Source organism: Candidatus Thiothrix sulfatifontis (assembly GCA_022828425.1).
Classification (GTDB): Bacteria; Pseudomonadota; Gammaproteobacteria; order Thiotrichales; family Thiotrichaceae; genus Thiothrix; species Thiothrix sulfatifontis.
The window spans coordinates 3,667,262-3,692,320 of the sequence record CP094685.1 but is presented as its reverse complement, the minus strand read 5'-3'; the positions used below and the strand labels follow the sequence as shown (position 1 = coordinate 3,692,320).

At 51.8% G+C, this 25,059-nt stretch carries 16 protein-coding genes, 2 tRNA genes and 3 rRNA genes; 13 read left to right on the top strand and 8 right to left on the bottom strand.

Features of this window, described 5'->3' with window-relative positions; translation table 11 throughout:
- Positions 1–156 precede the first annotated feature (156 nt).
- The 5 genes from L3K52_18450 (at position 157) to rrf (ending at position 5,322) form a co-directional block, all read left to right on the top strand.
- Positions 157–1,644, top strand: a 16S ribosomal RNA gene (locus tag L3K52_18450).
- 87 nt (positions 1,645–1,731) lie between these two features.
- A tRNA-Ile gene (locus tag L3K52_18445) sits at positions 1,732–1,808 on the top strand.
- Positions 1,809–1,831: 23 nt separating this feature from the next.
- A tRNA-Ala gene (locus L3K52_18440) sits at positions 1,832–1,907 on the top strand.
- Positions 1,908–2,208: 301 nt separating this feature from the next.
- A 23S ribosomal RNA gene (locus tag L3K52_18435) occupies positions 2,209–5,038 on the top strand.
- A 168-nt stretch (positions 5,039–5,206) separates the two neighbouring features.
- Positions 5,207–5,322, top strand: a 5S ribosomal RNA gene (gene rrf, locus L3K52_18430).
- Together the 16S, 23S and 5S rRNA genes with 2 tRNA genes alongside form the textbook arrangement of a ribosomal RNA operon.
- Before the next feature lie 189 nt (positions 5,323–5,511).
- Here rrf and lptG read toward each other — a convergent pair.
- Genes lptG through L3K52_18405 form a run of 5 tightly spaced genes read right to left on the bottom strand, consistent with a single transcriptional unit; the run spans position 5,512 to position 10,959 of the window.
- Positions 5,512–6,579 carry an LPS export ABC transporter permease LptG gene (gene lptG, locus L3K52_18425; protein UOG92136.1) on the bottom strand — a complete coding sequence of 356 codons (1,068 nt, stop codon included), beginning with the start codon at positions 6,577–6,579 and terminating at the stop codon, positions 5,512–5,514.
- Complete coding sequence (gene lptF / locus L3K52_18420) at positions 6,576–7,643, bottom strand: LPS export ABC transporter permease LptF (GenBank protein ID UOG92135.1); 1,068 nt, start codon at positions 7,641–7,643, stop codon at positions 6,576–6,578. Before lptF ends, lptG begins: the two co-directional genes overlap by 4 nt.
- A 6-nt stretch (positions 7,644–7,649) precedes the next feature.
- On the bottom strand, positions 7,650–8,405 hold the full coding sequence (locus tag L3K52_18415) for a phosphatase PAP2 family protein (GenBank protein ID UOG92134.1): 756 nt from the start codon (positions 8,403–8,405) through the stop codon (positions 7,650–7,652).
- Complete coding sequence (locus L3K52_18410) at positions 8,402–9,958, bottom strand: glycosyltransferase family 39 protein (GenBank protein ID UOG92133.1); 1,557 nt, start codon at positions 9,956–9,958, stop codon at positions 8,402–8,404. Before L3K52_18410 ends, L3K52_18415 begins: the two co-directional genes overlap by 4 nt.
- Positions 9,955–10,959, bottom strand: coding sequence for a glycosyltransferase family 2 protein (locus tag L3K52_18405; protein ID UOG92132.1), 1,005 nt, complete (start codon positions 10,957–10,959; stop codon positions 9,955–9,957). The genes L3K52_18410 and L3K52_18405 overlap by 4 nt, the downstream gene beginning before the upstream one ends.
- Before the next feature lie 57 nt (positions 10,960–11,016).
- On the opposite strand from L3K52_18405, the gene L3K52_18400 reads away from it, so the two are divergent.
- From L3K52_18400 to L3K52_18375, 6 genes are all read left to right on the top strand, one after another.
- A complete protein-coding gene (locus L3K52_18400) occupies positions 11,017–11,952 on the top strand; it encodes a flippase-like domain-containing protein (protein UOG92131.1) in 936 nt (311 codons plus the stop codon).
- Complete coding sequence (locus tag L3K52_18395) at positions 11,949–13,379, top strand: glycosyltransferase family 39 protein (GenBank protein ID UOG92130.1); 1,431 nt, start codon at positions 11,949–11,951, stop codon at positions 13,377–13,379. Before L3K52_18400 ends, L3K52_18395 begins: the two co-directional genes overlap by 4 nt.
- Entirely contained in the window at positions 13,376–14,053 is a 678-nt protein-coding gene (locus tag L3K52_18390) for a phosphatase PAP2 family protein (GenBank protein ID UOG92129.1), read from the top strand. The genes L3K52_18395 and L3K52_18390 overlap by 4 nt, the downstream gene beginning before the upstream one ends.
- A gap of 211 nt (positions 14,054–14,264) precedes the next feature.
- Positions 14,265–18,686 carry a cellulose binding domain-containing protein gene (locus L3K52_18385; protein ID UOG92128.1) on the top strand — a complete coding sequence of 1,474 codons (4,422 nt, stop codon included), beginning with the start codon at positions 14,265–14,267 and terminating at the stop codon, positions 18,684–18,686.
- Between the two features lie 12 nt (positions 18,687–18,698).
- The gene (locus L3K52_18380) at positions 18,699–19,985 is read left to right on the top strand and encodes a DUF1552 domain-containing protein (GenBank protein ID UOG92127.1); all 1,287 of its coding nucleotides are present in this window, start codon (positions 18,699–18,701) and stop codon (positions 19,983–19,985) included.
- A gap of 13 nt (positions 19,986–19,998) precedes the next feature.
- Complete coding sequence (locus tag L3K52_18375; protein ID UOG92126.1) at positions 19,999–21,297, top strand: NAD(P)/FAD-dependent oxidoreductase; 1,299 nt, start codon at positions 19,999–20,001, stop codon at positions 21,295–21,297.
- Between the two features lie 4 nt (positions 21,298–21,301).
- Here the strand turns inward: L3K52_18375 and L3K52_18370 are convergent, their stop codons facing one another.
- From L3K52_18370 to L3K52_18360, 3 genes are read right to left on the bottom strand one after another with little or no spacing between them, the layout of a single operon-like run.
- Positions 21,302–21,499, bottom strand: a complete 198-nt coding sequence (locus tag L3K52_18370) for a CPXCG motif-containing cysteine-rich protein (GenBank protein ID UOG92125.1) — start codon at positions 21,497–21,499, stop codon at positions 21,302–21,304.
- A 5-nt stretch (positions 21,500–21,504) separates the two neighbouring features.
- Positions 21,505–22,653, bottom strand: a complete 1,149-nt coding sequence (gene hemW / locus L3K52_18365) for a radical SAM family heme chaperone HemW (GenBank protein UOG92124.1) — start codon at positions 22,651–22,653, stop codon at positions 21,505–21,507.
- A gap of 29 nt (positions 22,654–22,682) precedes the next feature.
- Positions 22,683–23,135 (bottom strand): Uma2 family endonuclease, encoded by a 453-nt coding sequence (locus L3K52_18360; protein ID UOG92123.1) that lies wholly within the window; start codon positions 23,133–23,135, stop codon positions 22,683–22,685.
- Between the two features lie 115 nt (positions 23,136–23,250).
- On the opposite strand from L3K52_18360, the gene crcB reads away from it, so the two are divergent.
- Together crcB and yjjJ are read left to right on the top strand one after the other, a co-directional pair.
- Positions 23,251–23,631: a fluoride efflux transporter CrcB gene (gene crcB, locus L3K52_18355; GenBank protein UOG92122.1), complete on the top strand. Its 381-nt coding sequence runs from the start codon at positions 23,251–23,253 to the stop codon at positions 23,629–23,631.
- A gap of 77 nt (positions 23,632–23,708) precedes the next feature.
- Positions 23,709–25,058 (top strand): type II toxin-antitoxin system HipA family toxin YjjJ, encoded by a 1,350-nt coding sequence (gene yjjJ / locus L3K52_18350; protein UOG92121.1) that lies wholly within the window; start codon positions 23,709–23,711, stop codon positions 25,056–25,058.
- The last annotated feature ends 1 nt before the right edge of the window (position 25,059 follow it).

Here is a 25,059-nt window from a genome sequence, read left to right as displayed (position 1 = left end):
AGCAGTGTGCAGATTAACAAAAGAAGCCAGAAAACTTGTGTGGGGGCTTGTGATTGTGTCGAGAGGCATAAGAAGCAAGCAACCATTGAGTTCACGTTAATATATTTTATACGTAATTTCGATGGATTTGCTCTTCAATTTCAAACGATAAAGATTGAACTGAAGAGTTTGATCCTGGCTCAGATTGAACGCTGGCGGTATGCTTAAGACATGCAAGTCGAACGGAATCTTCGGATTTAGTGGCGGACGGGTGAGTAACACGTGGGAATCTACTGAGTAGTGGGGGACAGCCCGGCGAAAGCCGGATTAATACCGCATACGCCCTACGGGGGAAAGGCGCAAGCCGCTATTTAATGAGCCCGCGTAAGATTAGCTAGTTGGTAAGGTAAAGGCTTACCAAGGCGACGATCTTTAGCTGGTCTGAGAGGATGGCCAGCCACATCGGGACTGAGACACGGCCCGGACTCCTACGGGAGGCAGCAGTCGGGAATATTGGACAATGGGCGCAAGCCTGATCCAGCAATACCGCGTGTGTGAAGAAGGCCTGCGGGTTGTAAAGCACTTTCAGTTGGGAAGATAATGACGTTACCAACAGAAGAAGCACCGGCTAACTCCGTGCCAGCAGCCGCTGGTAATACGGAGGGTGCAAGCGTTAATCGGAATTACTGGGCGTAAAGCGTGCGTAGGCGGTTTATTAAGTCAGATGTGAAATCCCCGGGCTTAACCTGGGAACTGCATCTGATACTGGTAGACTGAGAGTGTGGGAGAGGAGAGTGGAATTTCCGGTGTAGCGGTGAAATGCATAGAGATCGGAAGGAACATCAGTGGCGAAGGCGACTCTCTGGACAGACACTGACGCTGAGGCACGAAAGCGTGGGTAGCAAACAGGATTAGATACCCTGGTAGTCCACGCCGTAAACGATGTCAACTAGCCGTCAGGCTCGCTTTAAGAGTTTGGTGGTGGAGCTAACGTATTAAGTTGACCGCCTGGGGAGTACGCTCGCAAGAGTAAAACTCAAAGGAATTGACGGCCGCACAAGCGGTGGAGCATGTGGTTTAATTCGATGCAACGCGAAGAACCTTACCTGGTCTTGACATGTAGTGAACTTAGCAGAAATGTTTTGGTGCCTTCGGGAACACTAACACAGGTGCTGCACGGCTGTCGTCAGCTCGTGTCGTGAGATGTTGGGTTAAGTCCCGCAACGAGCGCAACCCCTATCCCTAGTTGCCAGCACGTAAAGGTGGGAACTCTAAGGAGACTGCCGGTGACAAACCGGAGGAAGGTGGGGATGACGTCAAGTCATCATGGCCCTTATGACCAGGGCTACACACGTGCTACAATGGGTGGTACAGAGGGAAGCGATACCGCGAGGTGGAGCAAATCCCAGAAAGCCATCCGTAGTCCGGATCGGAGTCTGCAACTCGACTCCGTGAAGTCGGAATCGCTAGTAATCGCGAATCAGCATGTCGCGGTGAATACGTTCCCGGGCCTTGTACACACCGCCCGTCACACCATGGGAGTTTGTTGCACCAGAAGCAGGTAGTCTAACCGAAAGGAGGGCGCTTGCCACGGTGTGGCCGATGACTGGGGTGAAGTCGTAACAAGGTAGCCGTAGGGGAACCTGCGGCTGGATCACCTCCTTTACGAGAAACGTCGCTCACATGATCACAAGTTCCCACACAAGTAGTCTGGCAGACCGCATTTATTGCAAGTGCTCTAGTACCGAACACGGGTCTATAGCTCAGTTGGTTAGAGCGCACCCCTGATAAGGGTGAGGCCGGTGGTTCGAGTCCACCTAGACCCACCACTCTTGCATCGCAAAAGGTTCATGGGGCCATAGCTCAGCTGGGAGAGCGCCTGCCTTGCACGCAGGAGGTCGTCGGTTCGATCCCGTCTGGCTCCACCACTTTCTGGTCAAGGTAACTGTAGCGATACAGCTTACTAACACACCAAAAAGGCATTGCAATAAATGTACACACCACGGTAACTTCAGAAGTCACCGCAGAGCAGCCCGAAGGGCTGCTCTGCACTGGCTTTTGTCAGTTCAACCTAAGTAGATAGGTCGTTCTTTAACAAAATGGAAAAATATCAAGGCGAAATGTATAACTGAGAAGATTATATATCTCAAGATTGATCGTTACGAGATTATAGACACTCTGTAACCCAAGTTTACCGCACAAAAGGTAGTAGACTGTTTCGGGTTATAGGATCAAGTGACTAAGCGTACACGGTGGATGCCTTGGCAGTCAGAGGCGATGAAGGACGTTATAGCATGCGATAAGCTACGGTTAGCCTGCAAATTGGCATTGACCCGTAGATTTCCGAATGGGGAAACCCACCACTTTTGTGGTATTCCGAAAGGAAGGCGAACGCAGGGAACTGAAACATCTAAGTACCTGTAGGAAAAGAAATCAACCGAGATTCCCCCAGTAGCGGCGAGCGAACGGGGAGCAGCCGAATCTTTTAGTGTTAGTGGAATGGTATGGAAAGGCCAGCGATACCGGGTGATAGCCCCGTACACGAAAATGCTTTAAGGACACATTAAGTAGGGCGGGACACGTGAAATCCTGTCTGAAGATGGGGGGACCATCCTCCAAGGCTAAATACTCCTGACTGACCGATAGTGAACCAGTACCGTGAGGGAAAGGCGAAAAGAACCCTGGTGAAGGGAGTGAAATAGAACCTGAAACCGTGTACGTACAAGCAGTGGGAGCCCTACGGGGTGACTGCGTACCTTTTGTATAATGGGTCAGCGACTTACTTTCAGTGGCAAGCTTAACCGATAGGGGAGGCGTAGCGAAAGCGAGTCTGAACAGGGCGTTCAGTCGCTGGGAGTAGACCCGAAACCGAGCGATCTATCCATGGCCAGGTTGAAGGTGCCGTAACAGGTACTGGAGGACCGAACCCACTCCCGTTGAAAAGGTAGGGGATGAGCTGTGGATAGGAGTGAAAGGCTAATCAAGCTCGGAGATAGCTGGTTCTCCTCGAAAGCTATTTAGGTAGCGCCTCGTGTATCACTCCTAGGGGTAGAGCACTGTTATGGCTAGGGGGCCCTGACCGGCTTACCAACCCATTGCAAACTCCGAATACTAGGAAGTGCGAGCACGGGAGACAGACAGCGGGTGCTAACGTCCGTTGTCAAAAGGGAAACAACCCAGACCGCCAGCTAAGGTCCCCAAGTTGTGGCTCAGTGGGAAACGATGTGGGAAGGCACAGACAGCCAGGAGGTTGGCTTAGAAGCAGCCATCCTTTAAAGAAAGCGTAATAGCTCACTGGTCGAGTCGGCCTGCGCGGAAGATTCAACGGGGCTTAAGCCACACACCGAAGCTGCGGACTTGCGTAAGCAAGTGGTAGAGGAGCGTTCTGTACGCCTGTGAAGGTGAACTGGAAAGTTTGCTGGAGGTATCAGAAGTGCGAATGCTGACATAAGTAACGACAAGACGGGTGAAAAACCCGTCCGCCGAAAGCCCAAGGTTTCCTGCGCAACGTTAATCGGCGCAGGGTTAGTCGGCCCCTAAGGCGAGGCAGAAATGCGTAGTCGATGGGAAACAGGTCAATATTCCTGTACTAATTTATACTGCGATGGGAGGACGGAGAAGGCTAGGACAGCAACCTATTGGATGGTTGTTTAAGCGTTTAGGTGGGATTCTTAGGCAAATCCGGGAATCTATTCAACACTGAGGCGTGATGACGAGGTACTACGGTACTGAAGTGTTTGATGCCATGCTTCCAAGAAAAGTCCCTAAGCTTCAGGTATAAATTAACCGTACCCCAAACCGACACAGGTGGGCTGGATGAGAATTCCAAGGCGCTTGAGAGAACTCGGATGAAGGAACTAGGCAAAATGGTACCGTAACTTCGGGAGAAGGTACGCCCACGCAAGTGGGCCGCAGAGACCAGGCCGCTGCGACTGTTTATCAAAAACACAGCACTCTGCAAACTCGAAAGAGGACGTATAGGGTGTGACGCCTGCCCGGTGCCGGAAGGTTAATTGATGGGGTTAGCGCAAGCGAAGCTCTTGATCGAAGCCCCGGTAAACGGCGGCCGTAACTATAACGGTCCTAAGGTAGCGAAATTCCTTGTCGGGTAAGTTCCGACCTGCACGAATGGCGTAACGATGGCGGCACTGTCTCCATCCGAGACTCAGTGAAATTGAAATCGCTGTGAAGATGCAGTGTACCCGCGGCTAGACGGAAAGACCCCGTGAACCTTTACTATAGCTTTGTATTGAACTTTGAACCTACTTGTGTAGGATAGGTGGGAGACTATGAAACCGGAACGCCAGTTCTGGTGGAGTCGTCCTTGAAATACCACCCTGGTATGTTCGGAGTTCTAACCCAGGCATCACAATGCCGGGGACAATACATGGTGGGTAGTTTGACTGGGGCGGTCTCCTCCTAAAGAGTAACGGAGGAGCGCGAAGGTGTGCTAATCACGGTCGGAAATCGTGAGGTTTGTGTAAAGGCATAAGCACGCTTGACTGCGAGACAGACAAGTCGAGCAGGTACGAAAGTAGGTCTTAGTGATCCGGTGGCTCTGAATGGAAGGGCCATCGCTCAACGGATAAAAGGTACTCCGGGATAACAGGCTGATTCCTCCCAAGAGTCCATATCGACGGGGGAGTTTGGCACCTCGATGTCGGCTCATCACATCCTGGGGCTGAAGCAGGTCCCAAGGGTATGGCTGTTCGCCATTTAAAGTGGTACGCGAGCTGGGTTCAGAACGTCGTGAGACAGTTCGGTCCCTATCTGCCGTGGGCGTTGGAGATTTGAGGGAAGCTGACCTTAGTACGAGAGGACCGGGTTGGACGAACCTCTGGTGTTCCTGTTGTCACGCCAGTGGCATTGCAGGGTAGCTATGTTCGGACGGGATAACCGCTGAAAGCATCTAAGCGGGAAGCCCCTCCCAAGATGAGATCTCCCTGACCCCTTGAGGGTCCTAAAGGGCCGTTGGAGACTACGACGTTGATAGGCTGGGTGTGGAAGTGCAGTAATGTATGTAGCTAACCAGTACTAATTGCCCGTGAGGCTTGATCCTATAACCCAAAACGGTCTACTAGAGATGTATACATCGAAGACAGGCAACTGTCAGACCTCAGTATTACGTATCACTTGATATTTTTCCAGATTAGGTCGAGAAGACTACGGCAGAAGAGAGCATATCCGTTCTCACTGACCAACAAACCTTCCCAACCTTGCCAGTTTGCTTGGTGTCCATAGAGCTGTGGAACCACCTGATCCCATCCCGAACTCAGAAGTGAAACGCAGCATCGCCGATGGTAGTGTGGGGTCTCCCCATGTGAGAGTAGGTCAACGCCAAGCATCATTCCTAAAAGCCCTGTATTAGTTCGCTGATCACAGGGCTTTTATTTCCTCGCAGTATTAGGTTTACTTTAGTGTTTCGAGCAAATAAAAACTGAAGATTAAATGTCTTGACAACTTGTCCTGATTCATTTAGAGGTTTCCGTTGCGGGGCTTTTTTTATGCCCAGACTTTAACTATGCTCCGACTTTAACGCAAACGACGTAGCATCCACACCCCACCCACTAGAAACACTAATAAGGGTAAAGTGGCTGAAAGCAAAGGGGGAATACCGTAAACAATACCGACGCTTCCAAACATACGGTTGAACAAGAAGAATACGATCCCAATCAGAATACCGATAAATATTCGTTGCCCTGCTCCCGCATTGCGCTGAAAGCTAAAGACGAAAGGCGCAGCAATGATCAGCATAACCAGCGTTGACAAGGGTGTGGTGAAATGCTGCCAGAATGCTTGCTCGAAGCGTTTGCTACTTAACTCGTTTTCACGCTGATGCTTAATGAAATCTGCCAACTCACTGGCAGCCAACTGATTGGGTTTTACGGCTGCAATGCTCAGTACTTGTTCTGGGATGAGTTTGTCTTCATGGACTTGAGCCAACGTTTCTTGGCGAACGCCATCGATTTGAATCACTTTACGGGTCAGTTCGTATAAAATCCAACCTGTGGCATCACGTTCAGCGCGAGCAGCGTGCGTGATGGTGTCAATACGCCCGGCTTCTGGGTTGACTGTGTAGATAGACAGCCCTTCCATTTTCTTTTCTGACCACAATTTAGCGATATTGATAATGCGGTCGCCGTCTTTGATCCAGATTCCTTGATTCCCGATCGCCAACTGTTTTTGCTGCATTCGTAACTTAAAACTGCTGGCTGCCAGTTCAGTGCGGGGCGCGACCCATTCGCCTAATACAAACACCATGACCACCAGTACCAGCCCCAGTTTTAGTGTCATCCCCACAATTTGGTGTATGGAAATACCGGCTGCCCGCATTGCCGTCAGCTCACTGTTCGCGGCAAGATTGCCCAACCCCAGTAGGCTGCCAATCAACGTAGCTGTCGGGAAGTAATCGTAGAGAAGTTTGGGTGTTCCCATCAAGATGTAATAGAGTGCTTGCACATTGCCGTATTGCGTATCAGGGCTGATATCCCCGAGTTCGCCGAGAAACGCAAAAAACCTATCGAGCAGGGTCAGTGATAACCAGGTCAGTAAAATGCTGGAGAGGACGCTTTTCCACAGGTAGCGTTCTAAAAGATTCATGCAGGTTTTCCGTAATATTTGTGCAACAGCCAGAAGGCTAATCCCAGCACTAACAAGTGTATCCACCACAGACCGGGCAGTAGGGGGAAATCCCCGCGTTCCATCATGCCGCGCACCGTCGCTAATAAACTGGCATAGAGCGCGTAGATAAGAATAGCCACGGCAATTTTGCCGTAACGTCCTTGCCGAGGTGCGGTATAACTCAATGGAAAGGCTAATAAAGCCAATAACGGTGCTGAAATGATCACCGCCGCCCGCCATTGCAGTTCTGCTTGCGAGGCATTATCCGTTTGCTGCCACAATTGCAGGATAGGAACGGCTGCCAAGCTGTTACTGGCGTTGTAATTGCGTAGGGGTATGCGGATGCTGTGTTCGCCGAAACGGATAATCGTCATGCCGCCTTGTTCTGGATCCGATTCGTAACGGTAGCCGTCGCTGATTTGTAATACCCGCTCACCACTGCCGGAATCAATGAATAACACCGCCGATTTAGCCCAAATTAGCACCTCTTTAGCACCGTCTTGAGCGCGGATGAAAAAGCGTTCCATGACCGTGCGGCTGGGATCAATGCTTTCGGCGAGTGCGGTATAATTGCGTTCAGCCGTGCCGGAGCTGACAAATTCACCGGGTGGAATGCCTGCTGCTTCTGGACGCTCGTTAATTTCACGCCGTAACTCCGCATTATTGCTTTCCAACCAAGGCGACACCACGATCACCAATACGGCTAACACCAGCGTTAAGGGTAATACGAAACTGAAAATCGCTTGATAAAAATGCCGGGGTGCAAACCCCGCCGCCCGCAATGCTGCCATTTCTGAATCGCGGTACAAGCGGCTAAATGCCAGCATCATCCCGATCAGCAGCGCGACTGGAATCAAGCGAATCAGTTGTTTCAACGCGCCGAGCCACAACAAATTACCCACTAAATCCGCAGGCAGGTTGCCACTGCTGGCATCGGCTAACAGCCGCACAAACGTGTTACCCACAATGATCAGCGTCAACACCAACAACGTGGCAGCAAAGCTGAGTGCAATTTCTTTGAACAGGTAACGGTTAATAATCATCTTGGTTTAGGCCGTGTTGTGGAAAGTTCGCCGCAGAGTTACGAGGCTCATCATTGTCATCAGACCGGCAATACCCATTTGTAACCAGAAGGCTTGTGGATAGCCAGTATTCAATAGAAAGAGCAGCACGGCAAATGACAAAAATAACAGTGCCAGTGCGCGTTGCCCAGTCAATGAATGGCTCCAGTGCCAGTGCAAAGCCAGTCTCCACCCTGCCCAAGCCGCAAACCAACCGAATGCCGCCCCTGCGAATACATCCATTGGCCAGTGTGCGCCCACGGCAATGCGGCTGAATCCCACTAGCAGGGCGAGGCAAAACAGTACCGCAGTCAAGCGTTCCCGTTGCATTATCAGTGCATAAACTCCCGCCAATGCGAAAGCGGTAGTGGTATGCCCCGAAGGGAAACTAAAATTCTGTAAATCAACGCCGATCACCTGCACCTGTGCGCCCAATACGCTCAACGGGCGCTCAATTTCCAACAATGTTTTCAAGCTGCGGGTCAACAAGGTAGCGATTAGCCCTGCCAATAATCCAGCAGGCAGCAACAGCGGGTAACGCCACGCCAACCCATTTAACAGCACGAGCGCTACCAGTGCATCCCCTAAAATGGTCAGGTTCGCCCACAGCCCATCAGGTAATAATGCGGTTAAATGCTGCATCAACAGAAACAGTTCGGTGTTCAAACCGCTTGCACCGACGACAGCCATCAGTAGCAATAGCAACAAAATCGGTACACCACTGGTTTCTGCTGCATCTCTCATGGTGCTTTAACCTTTTTCGCCAGCACCAAACCGCCTTGTTTGAACACAACCCAGTACTGTTCAGGTGGCTGTAAATAGTCCGCTTTGGAAAACACGTATTCGCCAATTTCAGGGACGCGACGTGGTGTAATGGCTTGACGGTAAGTCGTGAAGCTCGGCATATTCACGCCATCCATCACGATAACCGAATCAACAAGCTGATGACGCGCAAAGCGTGCTGCTTCTTTCACCGCCCCCTGCTGCGTGAATGCCACAACGGGAAGCAGCACACTCGTTAAAAACACCGTTTGCAAGGCGGCTACACCGATCAAACGCAGGTGGTTTTGTACCTTAGGCCACAGCAGTAAGGCTAACAATGCCAGCAAATAAATAATCACCGCAGCACGGTAATAAAACCCCGTCACTTTTTTCGATTGCTCTAATAAACCTTGGAAGTACAAGCTGGGATTTTGTTCTGCCAATCTTGCCAGCAATTCCGGCAAGAATACCAATAGCAGTGCCACTAATACCGCCGGGACAACCGTCAGCCAGCGCTGGGGATTCTCCCCGCAATACTTTGCCAGCAATAACAGCAATGGCGTAATCCCATACAATAAATAGTGCGGTAATTGCGTGTTGGAAAACGAAAAGAACACAAACACAAACGCAAACCAGAACCACAAAAACCGATCAATGCGCTCGTGCCCGGTTTGCTTTACCAACTGCACCAACAAGCCGCCGAACGGCATAATGATGAATGGCAACGCCACGGCATAATACCAAACATGCCCGCCGTGACCCTCCATGGTATCGGCGAAGCGGCTGACATTGTGCTTAAAGAAAAACCCATCGATAAAGGCTTGCCCTTGCGCCATGTATTCCAACACATACCAAGGTGCGGCAACGGCAAGAAACACCACTAAGCCATACGGGTGGAACACAGTTTGTAGCCATGTTTGCCATTGTTTGTTGCTGAGGTATAAGAATGCACTGACGACGAAGGGAATGGCGATTGCCACGGGACCTTTACACAAAAAGCCCAACCCAAGCCACAAAAATACCCGGAACAATACCCTGCGGCTAGGTTGTTCCCAATACCGCCAAATATCAAACAGGGTGAGCGTAATCAGCAAGTTGAGCACAGCATCCGCTGTGGCTGCCCGCCCGATCACAATAATCATCGCGGACGTTGCCACCATCACCGCCGCAAGCATGGCGTTTTGCCGAGGCATTCGTGGTTTCGCGAAATAATAGATTGCGATCACCCAAACACTCGCGGCTAATGCGGACGGCAAGCGCAAGCTCCATTCACTGATCCCGAATGCGGCGACACTCAGTGCCTGCAACCAATAAATTAGGATAGGCTTGTCAAAGCGCGGCTCACCGTTGAGGAAGGTGGTAATGAAATCGCCGCGCTGGAGCATTTCCCAGGTTGCTGCGCTGAATGCCCCTTCATCGAGATCAAACAGCGCCGGGGTGCCGAGCTGCCAGAAAAACGCTAGAATTACCAGCGGTAATAGGAAACCATCCCCACTGTGCAACAACCAGTGCCGCAAACCCGATGCGACTCTCATGGGTTAGGTGTGTGCCAAGCGTGTTCAGGCTCTTCCTCATCGCGGGGAGGGCGAATGACGTAAGCATTACGGCTGGAGGATTCAAAATAAATCCGCGATAACATTTCCGCGATAATGCCGGTGGTCAGAAATTGAATCGAGGTTATCACCAGCATTACCCCCGCCAACAATAAGGGGCGACCCCCAATGTTATTGCCCAAAATGAATTTGTCGATGCCCAACCACATCAAAATCAATGAGCCAACAAAACCAAACGCCAACCCAATGGTGCCGAACAAATGCCCCGGACGCGCCCGATACCGCATAAAGAACCACATGAACAGCAAGTCGATAATCACGCGGAAGGTGCGTGAAATGCCGTATTTGGATTCGCCGCTCAAGCGTTCATTGTGGTTCACCACCGTTTCGCCGATGCGTGACGGCGGGACAGCGGTGGCGACCCACGCTGGAATAAAGCGGTGCATTTCACCATACAAGCGCACCCGTTTCATGACCGAGGCGCGGTAGACTTTGAGGCTGCAACCGTAATCGTGCAAATTGACGCCGGTGACTTTGCGGATCAGGCGATTGGCGATGCGCGAGGGAATCTTGCGCATGATCAGGGTATCTTTGCGATTTTTGCGCCAGCCGACCAGCAGATCGAGGTCGCGTTCCTGCAATTCTTTGATCATGGCAGGAATGTCAGCCGGATCGTTTTGCAAATCGCCATCCAACGTGACCAGCAGGCTGCCACGCGCTTGGTCAATACCGGCTTGCATGGCAGCGGTTTGCCCGAAATTGCGTTGCAGTTCAACCACGTGAATGTGATTGCCGTATTGTGTGGCGGCTTCGTGCAGGCGTTTTAGGGTGTGGTCGGCGCTGCCGTCATCAACCAGTACCAGTTCCCAGCGGCATTCAAAATCTCGCAACGCTTCAGTGACGCGCTTCACCAGAGGGAGCACATTACCTTCTTCGTTATAAAAGGGCACGATGATGCTGACGGTATCAGGAGAATTTGTCATTAAATCACTATCCGGTTCGGTTACAATCAGACCCGGATTATACGTTAAAGCGGGTGAATGATGACAGAACAGCGCAATACATCGACGGCACGCTGGAAATTGACAGTTTCGTGGCTAGTGCTGGTCTTATTTATCGCCGGTGTTGAATACTGGTTAGGCTGGAAAACGGTGTTGGAGCCGTGGATGAGCTTCAGTTGGACGCAAGGCGTCATTGCTTTGGCATTGCTGGTGGTGAGCTATGCGCTGCGGGCGTGGCGCATGTACGATTATTTTCCGCAACAATTGGGCGGGCAGTGGTTGCAAACTTGGCGGCTAATGTTGATTCATAATGCTTTGAACAATGTGCTGCCTGCGCGTACTGGGGAACTCAGTTTTCCGGTCATGATGAAACGCTATTTCGGGGTGGGCTACGCGCACTCAGTGTCGGCATTGGCGTGGTTCCGCTTTTTGGATTTGCACGCGATTTTGGCGTTTGCGATTTTCCCTTTGCTAGTGGTCACGCCATTGAAGCGCGTGGCGGTGCCGTTGATGGTGTTGTGGCTGTTATTGCCGATTGTGGTTTACTTATTGCGTAACCGCATTGAGGTGGCGTTTGCGGGCAAAGACGGCATGTTTAGTCAGTTGGCGCAACAGGCGATGTACGGTTTGCCTGACAGTTGGGGTGAATTCTGGCGTAGCTGGGTGATGACTTGGGCCAACTGGGGGGTGAAATTGATCACCTTGGCGTGGTTGTTGGGGCAGTTCCTGCCTACGTTAAGTTGGAATATGCTGCTGACCGGCGTGGTGGGCGGCGAGTTGACCAGTGTGTTGCCGATTCATGCGCCGGGCGGCTTTGGCACGTATGAAGCGGGGGTGATCGCGGCCTTGTCGCCGGTCATGAGTATGCAAGCGGCTACGGTTGGCGCGGTTAATGTGCATTTGTTTGTGCTGGGGTCTTCGTTGGTGGGGGCTTTGGTGGGCTGGTTGATTCCATTGAAAGTGAAAAACGCATGATTGCACGGCATCCGGGGCTTGCCTTGTTATTACTGTTGGTGGGTGTGACCGCTTATCGGGCGTGGGTGATGGCCAGCAATGGTTTGAATTTGTATGTAGATGAAGCGCAATACTGGTATTGGGCGCAGGATTTGGCGTGGGGTTATTATTCCAAACCGCCGATGATTGCGGCAATTATTGCGGCAACCACGGGCGTGTGTGGGGATAGTGAATGGTGTGTGCGAGCAGGCAGTTTGCTGCTTTACCCGTTAAGCACGTGGTTGTTGTTTTTGGTGGTGCGCAAGCTGTTTAGCCCACCGATAGCATTGTTGGCGGCGGTGTTGTTCATAACCTTGCCTGCGGTGAGTTTGTCATCGACGCTGATTTCGACCGATGTGGCGCTGTTTTTTTTCTGGACACTGGCGCTGTACGCGTTTGTGTTTGCCTTGGATAGCGATGCGTGGGATGACTGGATTTTACTCGGCAGCGCGTTAGGTTTGGGGATGTTGAGCAAATACACCATGGGCATTTTTTTGGTGTCGGCATTGGTGTATGTGGTGGCGGCGCGGCGCTTTGATTTATTGCGCAACCCGCGTGCATGGTTAGCGGTGGTGGTCATGACGCTGATTTTTGCGCCAAACTTGTGGTGGAATTGGCAAAACGGGTTTCCCACCTTTCAGCATACGGCGGATATTGCGGCGGGTAGCACTCAAGGCTTATTGCACTGGGATGAATTCGGAGAGTTTTTCGGCGGACAGTTTGGTGTGTTCGGGCTGCTATTGTTCCCGCTGTTGTTGTGGGTGATTTGGAAGGGGCAGGTAGCGCATAAAACGCTGCTGTTAAGTTTTACTTTGCCATTTTTGCTAATTATTACCGCGCAAGCGTTGTTGGGGCGAGCCAATGCGAATTGGGCAGCACCGACGTATGTGGCGGCAACGGCGTTGGTGGCGGCGTGGTTGTATGCGCGGTGGAAACTGGTGACGCTTGCTTTGGTGCTAAACATTGCCTTGGGGTTATTGGTGTATCACCCGGCAGTGTTGAATCAGGTGCTGGGGGGGGATTTGCACAAGCGTTTGAAAGGGTGGGATGTGATCGGTGCGCAATATGTCACCTTGCAACAGCAATACCCAAAGGCGCGGTTATTGGCGGACGGGCGCGATGTGTTGAGTGAGTTGGCGTATTATGCACGCCCCTATGGATTGCATGGGGTGAGTTGGAACCCTCAGCATAAACAGCGCCACCATTATGATCTGGTAACGACGCTGGCGGATAAAGCGGGGCAAGATTTTTTATTAGTGACTGCCAACGATACTTTACCCACGAGCATTGTTGGGTATTTTACGACAACACAAGCGCTCACTGCCTTGCACGTTGAGATTCACCCGACCTATAAGCTGCATTACAATGTGTTTCTGCTGCAAGGTTTTAAGGGGCTGGTGTCACAATGAAAGTATGGGAGCGGTACCCACAACGTTGGTTGTGGCTCAATATCGCGGCGGCGTCTACGCTGGTGTTTTGGTTATCAAACTGGGATTTGACGATTGCCGGACTGTTTTATCGCACGGATCATTGGTTATTGGATGAATTTCCGCTCTGGAAGGCGCTACTGTATGACGGTGTGCCTTACCTAGCGGGCGGGGTATTACTGGTTAGTGTGGCGTTGATTGTGGTGAGCGTGGTGTTAAGGCGTTGGCATAGGCTGCGTTCAGCCGCAGTTTACGTATTGTTGGTGTTTGTGGTGGGGCCGGGGTTGTTGGTAAACAGTGTGTTCAAAGACAATTGGGGCAGGCCACGCCCAGCGCAGGTGTTGCAGTTGGGTGGGCAAGAGGCGTATGCGCCGCCGGGGTATTTGGTGGTGGGGGGCAAGGGACGTTCGTTTCCCAGTGGGCACAGTTCGGTGGGGTTTGCGTTTGTGGCGTTCTGGTTTTTGTGGCGTGAGCGCAAGCCGCAGTGGGCGCGGTTGGCATTGGGGTTCAGCGTGGCGTTGGGTGTGGCGATCGGGGTAACGCGCATGGCAGCGGGAGGGCATTTCCTTTCCGACGTGATGTGGTCGGCGTGGGTGGTGCTGTTTGCTGCGTGGTTGTTGTACTACCCACTCATGCGCATGGCGGAGCGTGAGTAGTTGAATTGAGTTACAACACACTTAACAATCTAAGTAATGCTGTCATTAATTTTTCATTGTATTTGTGAATTTAATAAGCTAGTGTCTTTACCTATCAAGTATTCTTCTTGCGAGGAAGCCATTAGTGAAAAACCCTATTCAAGCGGTTGGAAGCGTTAGTTCGCCTGCCTGTCGCAAATACAAGTATTTCTTATACATTCTAGCTGGTCTTATGTTGTGGTTTTTCAGCTCATCCTCGTGGGCTGCCACCAGTTGTAAAGTCAATTACACTATTTCCAATCAGTGGGGCAACGGTTTTACTGCCAATGTCAACATTACCAACACGGGTGATCCTTGGACAGATTGGTCAGTCAAGTGGGATATGCTCAATGATCAGAAAATTATCGGGCTGTGGGATGGTATCCACACACAAAACGGCGCAACTGTTACGGTTAAAAATGCGAGTTGGAACGGCAAACTAGACAGCGGTGCTAACACCCAATTCGGTTTTAACGGTTCACATAGCGGCATTAATAACATCCCCACCAATGTATCTGTCAATGGCGTACTCTGCACAGGTAACGCCGCCCCTCCCAAACCACCTGTCACAGCCTGCGATGTCAGCTACAAAGTGACAAACCAATGGGGTAATGGTTTTTCAGCGGAAGTGATTATTGCCAATAAAGCCGATCCTTGGACAAATTGGGCGGTGACTTGGGATTTGGTAAATGGGCAGAAAATTGTCGGTCTCTCCAATGGACAGCTAACCCAGAACGGTAGTGCTGTCAAAGTCACTCACGGAGGGTGGAATGCGACAATAGCAGCGGATGGGAAATTGCAATTTAATTTCAATGCAACCCATGATGGCACAAATGATCTACCGACCAATGTGTCTGTTAATGGCGTGTTGTGTTCCGGCAACGCTGCCACCCCCCCTCCACCACAAAGTCCTATCACAACGTGTGAAGCAAAATACGTGATCAGCAAGGAATGGGGAGATGGCACCGGCTATACGGCTGATGTGCTGGTAAAAAATACTGGCAGTCCTTTGGATGGCTGGACATTGGCGTGGGATATGCCCAATGAACAGAAAATTGTCGGTCTGTGGAATGGTACACACACTCAGAACGCAAAACGCATTGAGGTTAATCACGCAAGCTGGAATCAAAATATTGCTTCGGGTACTACCATCGAGTTAGGTTTTAATGCGGTGCATGAGGGTTTGAACCAGATTCCCGGTAATATTTCTTTAAATGGGGTCAAATGTACCGGACAAGTAGAGCCGCCGCCCCCGCCGCCGCCGTCATGTGCGGTGAACTATCGCATCCAGAATCAGTGGGATAACGGTTTTGCTGGTACTGTTGACATTGAAAATACAGGTTTGCCCTGGAACGGCTGGGAAACAACTTGGACAATGCCGACAGGACAGAAAATCATTGGTGGCTCGAATGGTGTCTTTACCCAAGAAGGCGATGTTGTCAAGGTCAAGAATGCCGATTTCAATAAGATAGTTATCCAGAATAAGAGCATTTCGTTTGGTTTCAATGCGTCCCATGACGGTACAAATCTGATTCCGATTGATGTGGCGGTGAACGGAGTACGTTGCACAGGTCAAGCCGAGCAGTTACTGCATTTACCAAAAACGCCAGCAAATTTCCAAGGCACGTTGGTGGACAATACGTATGTCGATCTGCACTGGACAGACAACAATACCGAAGAAGACAAAGTGGTGGTGGAACGGCGCGAAAGCGGCGGCAATTGGTCAATGTTGGCAACGCTGGCGGCTGACAGCACGGTTTACCAAGACAAGTCATTGGTGATCGGTAAGGTTTATGAGTACCGCATCAAGGCTGGCAATGCAACAGGGTTCTCCGCCTACAGCGCGGTCTCGGCTTTTTCCCGGCAAGACCGCACCAATATCCGTGCCGCGATGCTGGTGAATAACTGTGCTGCCTGTCACGGCTCTGACGGTAAAAGTGTCGGTCTTGGCATCCCCTCGATCAATGGTTTAGACCGCAGCTATTTTATCCGCACAATGCAGGCTTACCGCACCGGAACGCGGGCTTCCAGCGTCATGGGGCGCATCGCTAAAGGTTACACCGATACACAAATCGAACGCATGGCAGATTATTTCGGCAACATCCCGTTCGTAGCGGCGACGCAAGTCACCGACCAGACATTGGTTAATCGGGGTAAAGGCATCCATACCACGCATTGTATGTTCTGCCACAGTGCGGTAGACAACGGCATTGATCAGACCAAAGCCCGTCTGAATGGGCAATGGTCAACTTATCTTCATGCGACCTTGGAAGATTATTTCGCGGGTCGCAGCAGCAATGTGCCGGGTGAAATGGCCAGCCAAATGCAGCACCTGAAAACCTCGTATGGTGATGATGCGCTATTGGCATTGGCGCAGTATTACGCCGCCGATGCGCAGGCTAAAGCCGCTGGTGATAATGACAATGATGGCAATACGGGTGACGACGGTAATACGGGTGACGACGGTAATACGGGTGACACGGGTGATAATGGCAATACGGGTGACACAGGTGACAACGGTAACACGGGTGGTGGTTCATCCAGTTTACCTGTAGCCCCCAGTAACCTCGTTTCCAACACAGTGGACAACGCCAAGATAAGCATCGGCTGGAAAGACCAAAGCAATAACGAATCTGGTTTCCGCATGGAGCGCCGTCCGGCAGGTGGCGTTGACAGCGATTGGCGGGTGCTGGCAGATATTGGTGGTAACACCGAAAGCTTCACCGATGCCACCGCTGCCTTGGGCAACCGCTACGAATACCGGGTATTGGCAGTCAACGCAGCAGGTAGCACACCGAGTGAGGCGATCAGTGCTGAATTATTGACATTGCTGAAATACGGTGAGTTGCAATACCAGCGGCAGAGTTGCGCCAGTTGCCACGGCGTGGACGGTAAGGGCGGGTTTACGAAAGTATCCCTTACCCAGTTTACCCCGACCGATTTAACGCAGTTGAGTCATAACATCCGTGACACCATGCCGCCTGCGAACCCTGCCGTGTGCGTGGGTAACTGTGCGCTGGGCATTGCTCATTATATCACAGAGGTGTTAGCTCCGGCGGCAGTTGGCGAGAATGACAGTGAGCAGGCGTGTGAAGACTCCCCTCCTCCCGGTAAGCGCAGCCTGCGCTTACTGACCCGCCAAGAATACCAAAATACAGTCAATGACCTGCTCGGTTTGTCGCTCAGTTTGGTGCATGAGTTGCCGGAAGAAAACCGCGTGGAAGGCTTCGACAACAATGCCGAAAGCAATCTGGTTACTGGGTTGCGTATGGAAAGCTACTTAAACCAAGCGGAAAAATTGGCAGGGCAAGCGGTGCAGCAAAATTGGGGCAAGATTATGCCTTGCAATACGTATGATGCCACTTGTGCGCAACGCTTCATCAAGGAATTCGGTAAGCGTGCCTTCCGCCGCCCATTGACGACGGAAGAAGTTAGTGGTTTTTACGCCAACTTCACCTACTTCAACGAAGCCAACTTCAGGAATGCCGTGGAAGACATTGTGATGCGCATGTTGTCATCCGCTCACTTCCTGTACCGTTCGGAACTGGGTGAATTGCAGGCGGATGGTACTTACCAACTTACCCCGTATGAAGTGGCAGGCAGCTTGTCTTACCTGTTCTTGGGGTCGATGCCGGATACTGAGTTGTTCCTTGCCGCCGATAATAATCAGTTGGCGACGGCGCAGCAGCGTATTACCCAAGCATCGCGCCTACTCGCTTTGCCGCGTAGCCGCCAGCAAGTGGGTAATTTCGTGGGGCAGTGGTTGTTAAGTTCTAGCCCTTACTTACTGCCAGATAAAGACCCCAGTGTCTACCCGCAGTACACGTCGGCGGTACGGGAAGCGATGTCGCAAGAACTGATCACTTTCTTTAACCATGTGGCTTTCGATTCCACCCAGACTTTCAACGAGTTGCTGACGGCGGATTACGTGTTCGCGAACAAGGCATTGGCGGATTTCTACCATCTGAGTGGTCCAACGGGGACTGCTTTGGAAAAAACGCCAGTAACCGATGGCACCCGCACGGGTCTGTTAACCTTGGGAGCAGTATTAGCACGTTATGCCAACAGTGCGGAATCACACCCATTCAAGCGCGGTGCTTTCTTCTTTGAACGGATGTTGTGCCACGATTTGGCACCACCAGAAAATGCCGGGGTTGTCATACCGCCCAAGCAAGACCCGAACGCGACCACCCGTGAGCGTTTTGACTTCCACAGTAAGTCGATGCCATCTTGTTACAGTTGCCATCAGTATATTGATGGCCCGGGCTTCAGCTTTGAAACCTATGATGGCTCAGGTCAATTCCGCATGATGGAAAACAATAAAGTCATTGAAGTCAGCGGTTTTGTCCGTGGCATGGAAACTTATACTCCAGATGAGGAAATCAGCTTTAGCGATCTGATGACTCTGAGTCAATTGACCTCAACCAGTGATACAGCAGCGCAATGTGCGGCACGCCAATACTACCGTTACACCACGGGGCGTATAGAGACGTCCGCCGACGAATGTGCGCTGGATAGTTACCTCAAGACTTATGCCGATAGTGGCTATAACTTGCAAACCATGTTGTTGAGCATTGTCAACGCGCCCAGTTTTACGGTGCGCAGTGCGGAATAAGGGGAAATGTACATGAACACATCAGCACAGCGCCGCTCATTCTTAAAGCTCGTCGGGGCTGCCGGTCTGGGTGCGCTTACCTTGCCATTTGCCCGTACAGTGCTGGCAGAAGGCAGTCGCCCCCGTCGCGCCATCTTTGTGTTTTTCCCGGATGGCATGGTGTACGAAGATTGGCACGCACAGGGAACAGGCACGAACTTTACCCTGCCGGGCATGACCAAACCGCTAGATCGGGTGCGGGAACACTGCATCTTCCTCAACGGTGTGGATATGTACGGGCCTGGCAGCACCCATGAAGGCGGCATCACCAAGTTACTAACAGGTGGTCCCGGTGGTGGGCAATACTTGTTCGGTGGCAATCAGGTCTCGCTGGATTATTATCTGGGGCAACAGTTTAAGAATCAAACCATCCGCCCACACCTCAACTTGGGAATTGTGCCAATTTACCGTGATAAGCCTATTACCTACGACTTAACAGGCATACCTGTGATGCCGGAAATGAACCCGATGGCGGCGTTTTCCTCGCTGTTCGGGGCTGAAAATAACAATAATTATGTGAACCAGCGCCGTCAAAATACAGTGGGGGCACTGGCAACGGAATTGTCAGCCTTGCGTTCCCGTTTAGGAAATCACGAAAAGACCAAGTTGGATATGCACTTGGATTCTTTGCGCGAACTGGAGAAAAAGCTAGGTGCAGCCACCACAGGTGGATGCCCTGCATGGAACTTCAACCCGACCAACTTCAAGGTGACTCGTACCCAAATATGGTTACAACCGGAATACCTTGATGGCAACAACGTGAGTGTGGTGAGCGACCTGCAAATGGATATTGCCGTCCACGCTTTGGCTTGTGATCTTACCCGCGTCGTGACCTTGGTATGGAACAACTCGGTCAATGATTTGGTGATTAAGGAAGCCGGTGTTTACAAGACATGCCACCATGCCTCCCACGAAGGCGGGGCTGATTTCGTCAAGATCAAGGCATGGTACACCAACAAGCTGGCGCAACTGATTGAGCATTTGCGCAACACTCCAGACGGTAACGGTACATTATTGGACAACACCGCGATTTTTGTTGGCAGCGATTTGGCGCATGGAGCATGGCACAACCATGCCAGTATGCCGTTCATTTTGGCGGGCGGTGCAGCGGGCGGTTGGGTTGGTGGGCGCAGTCTGAAATTCAACAATGTGGCGCATAATAAGATTCTGGTTTCCATCGCCCAATTCATGGGCTTGAACATCAACAAGTTCGGGACAGAAGATACCACACCTGGCTCCTTGCCTGGCCTAATGGGATAAGAGGATGACAAGCATGAAACCTTTTGACCGCAGAACTTTCTTGAAAACCTTGATGGCAGGTGCAGCCATCGGTAGCGTGGGTTTCCCGATGGTGGGGAAAGCTGCCAGCCAGCGCATTGTAGTAATTGGCGGGGGAACCGGCGGGGCAACCGTCGCCAAATACCTGCGTCGCCTCGATAACACATTGGATGTGACCCTGATCGAAAAAAATGCGATTTACACGACTTGTTACATGAGCAATGAGGTGCTGAGCGGCGAGCGTACCTTGGAATCGTTGCAATTCAATTACGATGGCTTGAAAGCTCATGGGGTGAAAATCGTTATTGATGAAGTCACCGGAATTGATTACGCCGGGCAATTGGTGTTAACCAAAGGTGGCAGCTACCCGTATGACCGCTGCGTGGTATCGCCGGGGATTGACTTCCGTTACGATCAAATTGCTGGGTACAGTGAAGCAGCGATTGCAACCATTCCTCATGCGTGGAAAGCCGGGCCGCAAACGCTGGTGTTGCGTGACCAGTTACACGCGATGCCCAATGGCGGCACGGTGGTCATTGCTGCCCCGCCCAACCCCTATCGTTGCCCTCCTGCGCCGTATGAACGCGCCAGCCAGATTGCCTATTACCTGAAACAGCACAAGCCCAATTCCAAGGTGATTATCCTTGACCCGAAACCCAGCTTTACCAAACAAGCCCTGTTTGAACAGGCATGGACTGAACTTTACGGTTACGGCACGGACAATGCCTTGCTCGAATGGTGGTCTGGCGATACTAAAGCCGCTGGCGTGGTGGAAGTGGACGTGGCTTCCAGAACAGCGATCACGGAATTTGGTGAGAGGGTGCAAGCCAGTGTATTGAACCTGATTCCACCGCAAAAAGCAGGCAAGCTGGCCTTTGATACGGATCTGGTTGATGGCACGGGCTGGTGTCCGGTTAATAAGCTGACTTTTGAATCGACCCGTCATGCGAATGTGCATGTGATTGGCGATGCGTGTATGGCCGATTCTTTGCCTAAATCCGGTTTCGCAGCGAATTCCGAAGCCAAAGTTTGCGCGTCTGCCATTCACGCGCTGTTGAATGGGGGGGAACTGGAAAGCCCGTCATTCTCCAACGGTTGTTACAGTCTGGTTGGCAAGGATTACGCGATTTCAGTAGTTGGTGTGTATCGGCTGTCGGATGATGGCAAGTTGGTGGAGAACATTCCGGGCAGTGGTGGCGTGTCTTCCGCCACAGCGACTGCCCAAGACCGTTTGTTTGATGCCAGTTATGCGTATAGCTGGTATAACAATTTTACGCAGGATGTATTCCGCTAAGGATTTAACTGTTCCCCGGCTGCACGTCGATGCGGGTGATTTCACCGTCGGCGTCGATGTGGATGAATAACTGAATCGGGTTGCAGCATACTTGGCAATCTTCGTAATAATCCTGACTGCCTGCGGTGATGTCGATCTCAATGCCAAAATCCGAATGGCAGTAAGGGCAGGTGATGTCGGCATAGGTGATAGCCTGCGACATGGTAATTAATCCTCCAAAAACAATTGCATAACCGCATTCAAGAATTGCCAGCCGGTCGCTGTTGGGCGGATGTGGTCGCCGTTAAATTCCAGCAAACCGCGCTGCAATGCCTGCTCCAGCCCCGCCTTGAGGTGATCGGTCGCCAGCCCCGTGCGCTCGGTAAACAGGCTTAGGGGAAACCCTTCCCGCAACCGCAATGCATTCAGCATGAATTCAAAGCTTAAGTCCGCCGGGGTAAGCGTTTGCTCGCCGCTGCGTGATTTGCCCTGCATGGCTTGCTGCATGTAGTCGGCGGGTTGGCGGTGGTTGTGGTAGCGGGTAATCGTGCCGTGCGCGGGGTAGGTTATTTTCCCGTGTGCGCCTGCACCGATTGCTAGGTAATCACCGAATTCCCAGTAGTTTCTGTTGTGCCGACATTCAAAGCCCGGCCTGGCGTAGGCGGAAACTTCGTATTGAGTATACCATGACGATTTGATGAATTGTTGCCCCGCCTCCTGAATTTCCGCGACCGAATCATCGTCCGGCAAGGGCGGCGGTTGTTGGTAAAATAAGGTGTTGGGTTCGAGCGTCAGTTGATACCACGACAAATGCGTGGGTTGCAGGGCAATGGCTTGTTGTAAGTCGTCGAGTGCTTCTGCTACGGTTTGTTGAGGCAAGCCGAACATTAAATCCAGATTGAAATTGTCGAAACCGGCGGTACGCGCAATGTCGGCAGCGCGTAAGGCTTCGTCACGGTTGTGGACGCGCCCTAGGGCTTGCAAATGTTGGGCGTTGAAGCTTTGGATGCCGACCGAAAGGCGATTAATGCCAGCTTCCCGAAATCCACGGAATTTTTCTTGCTCAAATGTGCTGGGGTTGGCTTCCAGCGTGACTTCGATATTGGGGCGAAACGGGAGCAGGGCGCGAATGCCACATAATAATTCGTCGATACTTTCCGCTGAAAATAGGCTGGGTGTGCCGCCGCCGATGAAGATGGATTCGAGCTTGCGTCCCCAGATGTGGGGGAGTTCGTTGGCAAGGTTGGTGAGCAGGGCTTGGACGTAGGCTTTTTCGGGCAAGCCGCTGGGGGCGGCGTGGGAATTGAAGTCGCAGTACGGGCATTTGCGAATGCACCAGGGGATGTGGATGTAGAGGGATAGGGGGATGTGGGTCATAGGTTATCTTGTTTGGGACGTTGCGTAATCTAACTGTAAATATCGCTGACAGTGAGTGTAAAACCGGGCAAGAACGCAATATCCGGCAAACGCTCCTCACCCCGCAACAACACCGAGTCGGTCACAGAGGTGAACACTTGCAAGGTTTTGTTACGCGGGTTGGCGAACCACACTTGCAAGACACTGATAGAAAAATACTCTTCCAACTTTTCAGCCATATCGACCCACGAATCACGCGGTGACAAGACTTCCACAACCAGTTCCGGTGCAACATCCAGATACGATTTGGATTGCACTTGCTGTAAACGTTCGTGCGAAATGAACAGCACATCAGCCGCGCGGATGCTATCAGGGTTATGACGTATGAATATACCGACCTCGCCCGTCATGACTTTGCCCAGTTTGTGCTGGCGCAAAAAGCTTTTGAGGTGAAAGGCAATGTCGCTTTCAGTTTCGCCGTGTTCATGTGTCGCGGTAGACATGGTATCAACTCGCAGTAGTGGTGTGCTTTGATTGTAGCGGATACTGTCCGCTTTGACACGCCAACCCGAACCCCGCAGAATCTACCGCCAAGATTCATCACGAAAAGGTCGCCTTATGTGGAAAACTTTCCTCGCCATCGCCATTGGTGCAGCACTCGGCGCATGGTTACGCTGGTTGCTGGGCTTGAAGCTCAACACGTTGTTGCCGCATCTGGCGGTGGGTACGCTGACTGCGAATCTGTTGGGGGCGTATATCATCGGCTTGGCGATTGCGTTTTTCTCTAGCATGAATCTGTCACCGGAATGGAAGCTGCTGATCATCACCGGCTTTTGCGGCAGTTTAACGACGTTTTCGACGTTTTCGGCGGAGGTGGTGGTACTATTTGAGCATGGACGTTTGGGTTGGGCAGCGGGGGTGATCAGTGCGCATCTTGCTGGTTCATTGTTCATGACCTTGGCGGGTATGCTGACATGGCAGTGGTTCAAGTTCCATTGAAAATCCATTCACTTTTATGCAAAAAATTAGTGTTAGTTATTGAATTAATTTGATTTTAACTATGCTAGTATCCATTCATGAATCATGCAATATTACAGCTTTTACAGAATGCGCCGTTATCCGCGAGTGAATTGCTACGTCGTCTGAATATCAGTCAGTCCACTTTGTCACGGCGAGTGGTAGAAGCGGGTCATGCTGTATTGCGCTATGGTCAAGCGCGGAAGTCATCCTACGCATTGCGTCGCACAGTCGCTGGGCAAGCCGCCTTTCCTCTCTATCACATCAGCGAATCCGGGCAGGTGCAGTCACTCGGCAAAATCATTCCCGTTGAACCTCAAGGCTATGTGGTTAAGTGGCAAGCAGGTGCGGGGCTATTTACTAACAGTGATACCTATTTTGCAGGTCTACCCTGGTGGTTGGAGGATATGCGCCCACAAGGTTTCCTTGGTAGAGCGTTAGTTCACCAGCAAGCGCCGCGCCTCGGTTTGCCGCCCAATTTAGCTTTGTGGGGTGATGATCATGTGCTGATTGCACTGGCGGCTGTCGGGGAGGATGGCATCGGTAATCTGATCGTTGGGGATGCAGCATTATCCCGCTGGCTGGCGCATTCGGCAACGACTGTCCTATTTCGGGAAAAACGTTGCCAACACTACCCGCGATTAGCGCAACAAGCCTTAGGCGGTGAATTGGTCGGTTCGTCGGCGGGTGGTGAGCAACCTAAATTTCTGGCGACGCTTGCGACGGCTGAAACGGCTGCGCCTTTGCCCGTATTGGTTAAATTCACTGCTCCCGAAGACAATGCCGTGACACGCCGCTGGGGTAGCCTATTGCAAGCCGAACACTTGGCGTTGCAAACCCTCGCCGACGCAGGCTTGCCCGCTGTGGCTTCTGAGTGGCTAACCATTGGGCAACAATACTTTTTGGAGGTGCGTCGTTTCGACCGCATGGCTAACGGTGGACGGCGCGGGGTTGTGTCACTGGCGGCGCTGGATAATGCGTTCGTCGGGCAGGCGGATGCCAGTTGGTCTGTCATTGCGGCACAATTACTGCGTCAGGGTTATCTCAGTGCGGAAACGGAAGCGACTATCCAGCGTTTGTATGCCTTCGGTCGTTTGATCGGCAATAGCGATATGCACGGTGGTAATCTGTCCTTTTTCCATACTGGACAGAAACCCCTGACGTTAGCCCCGATCTATGACATGTTGCCGATGGCGTTTGCCCCGCGTGCTTCGGGATTGATTCCGCAAGCATGGTCGGAATGGCAGATGACAACACCGCCTGCGTTAGCGTATTGGCAGGAAATGTTGCCGTTGGCGCAGCGTTATTGGCAGCAAGTGGCGGATGCGCCGCAGCCTGATGCCAGTTTCACGCCCATCGCGGAACAAGGCTGGCAACACTTGAATGCTATTCGGCAGCGTTTGGGGTAGG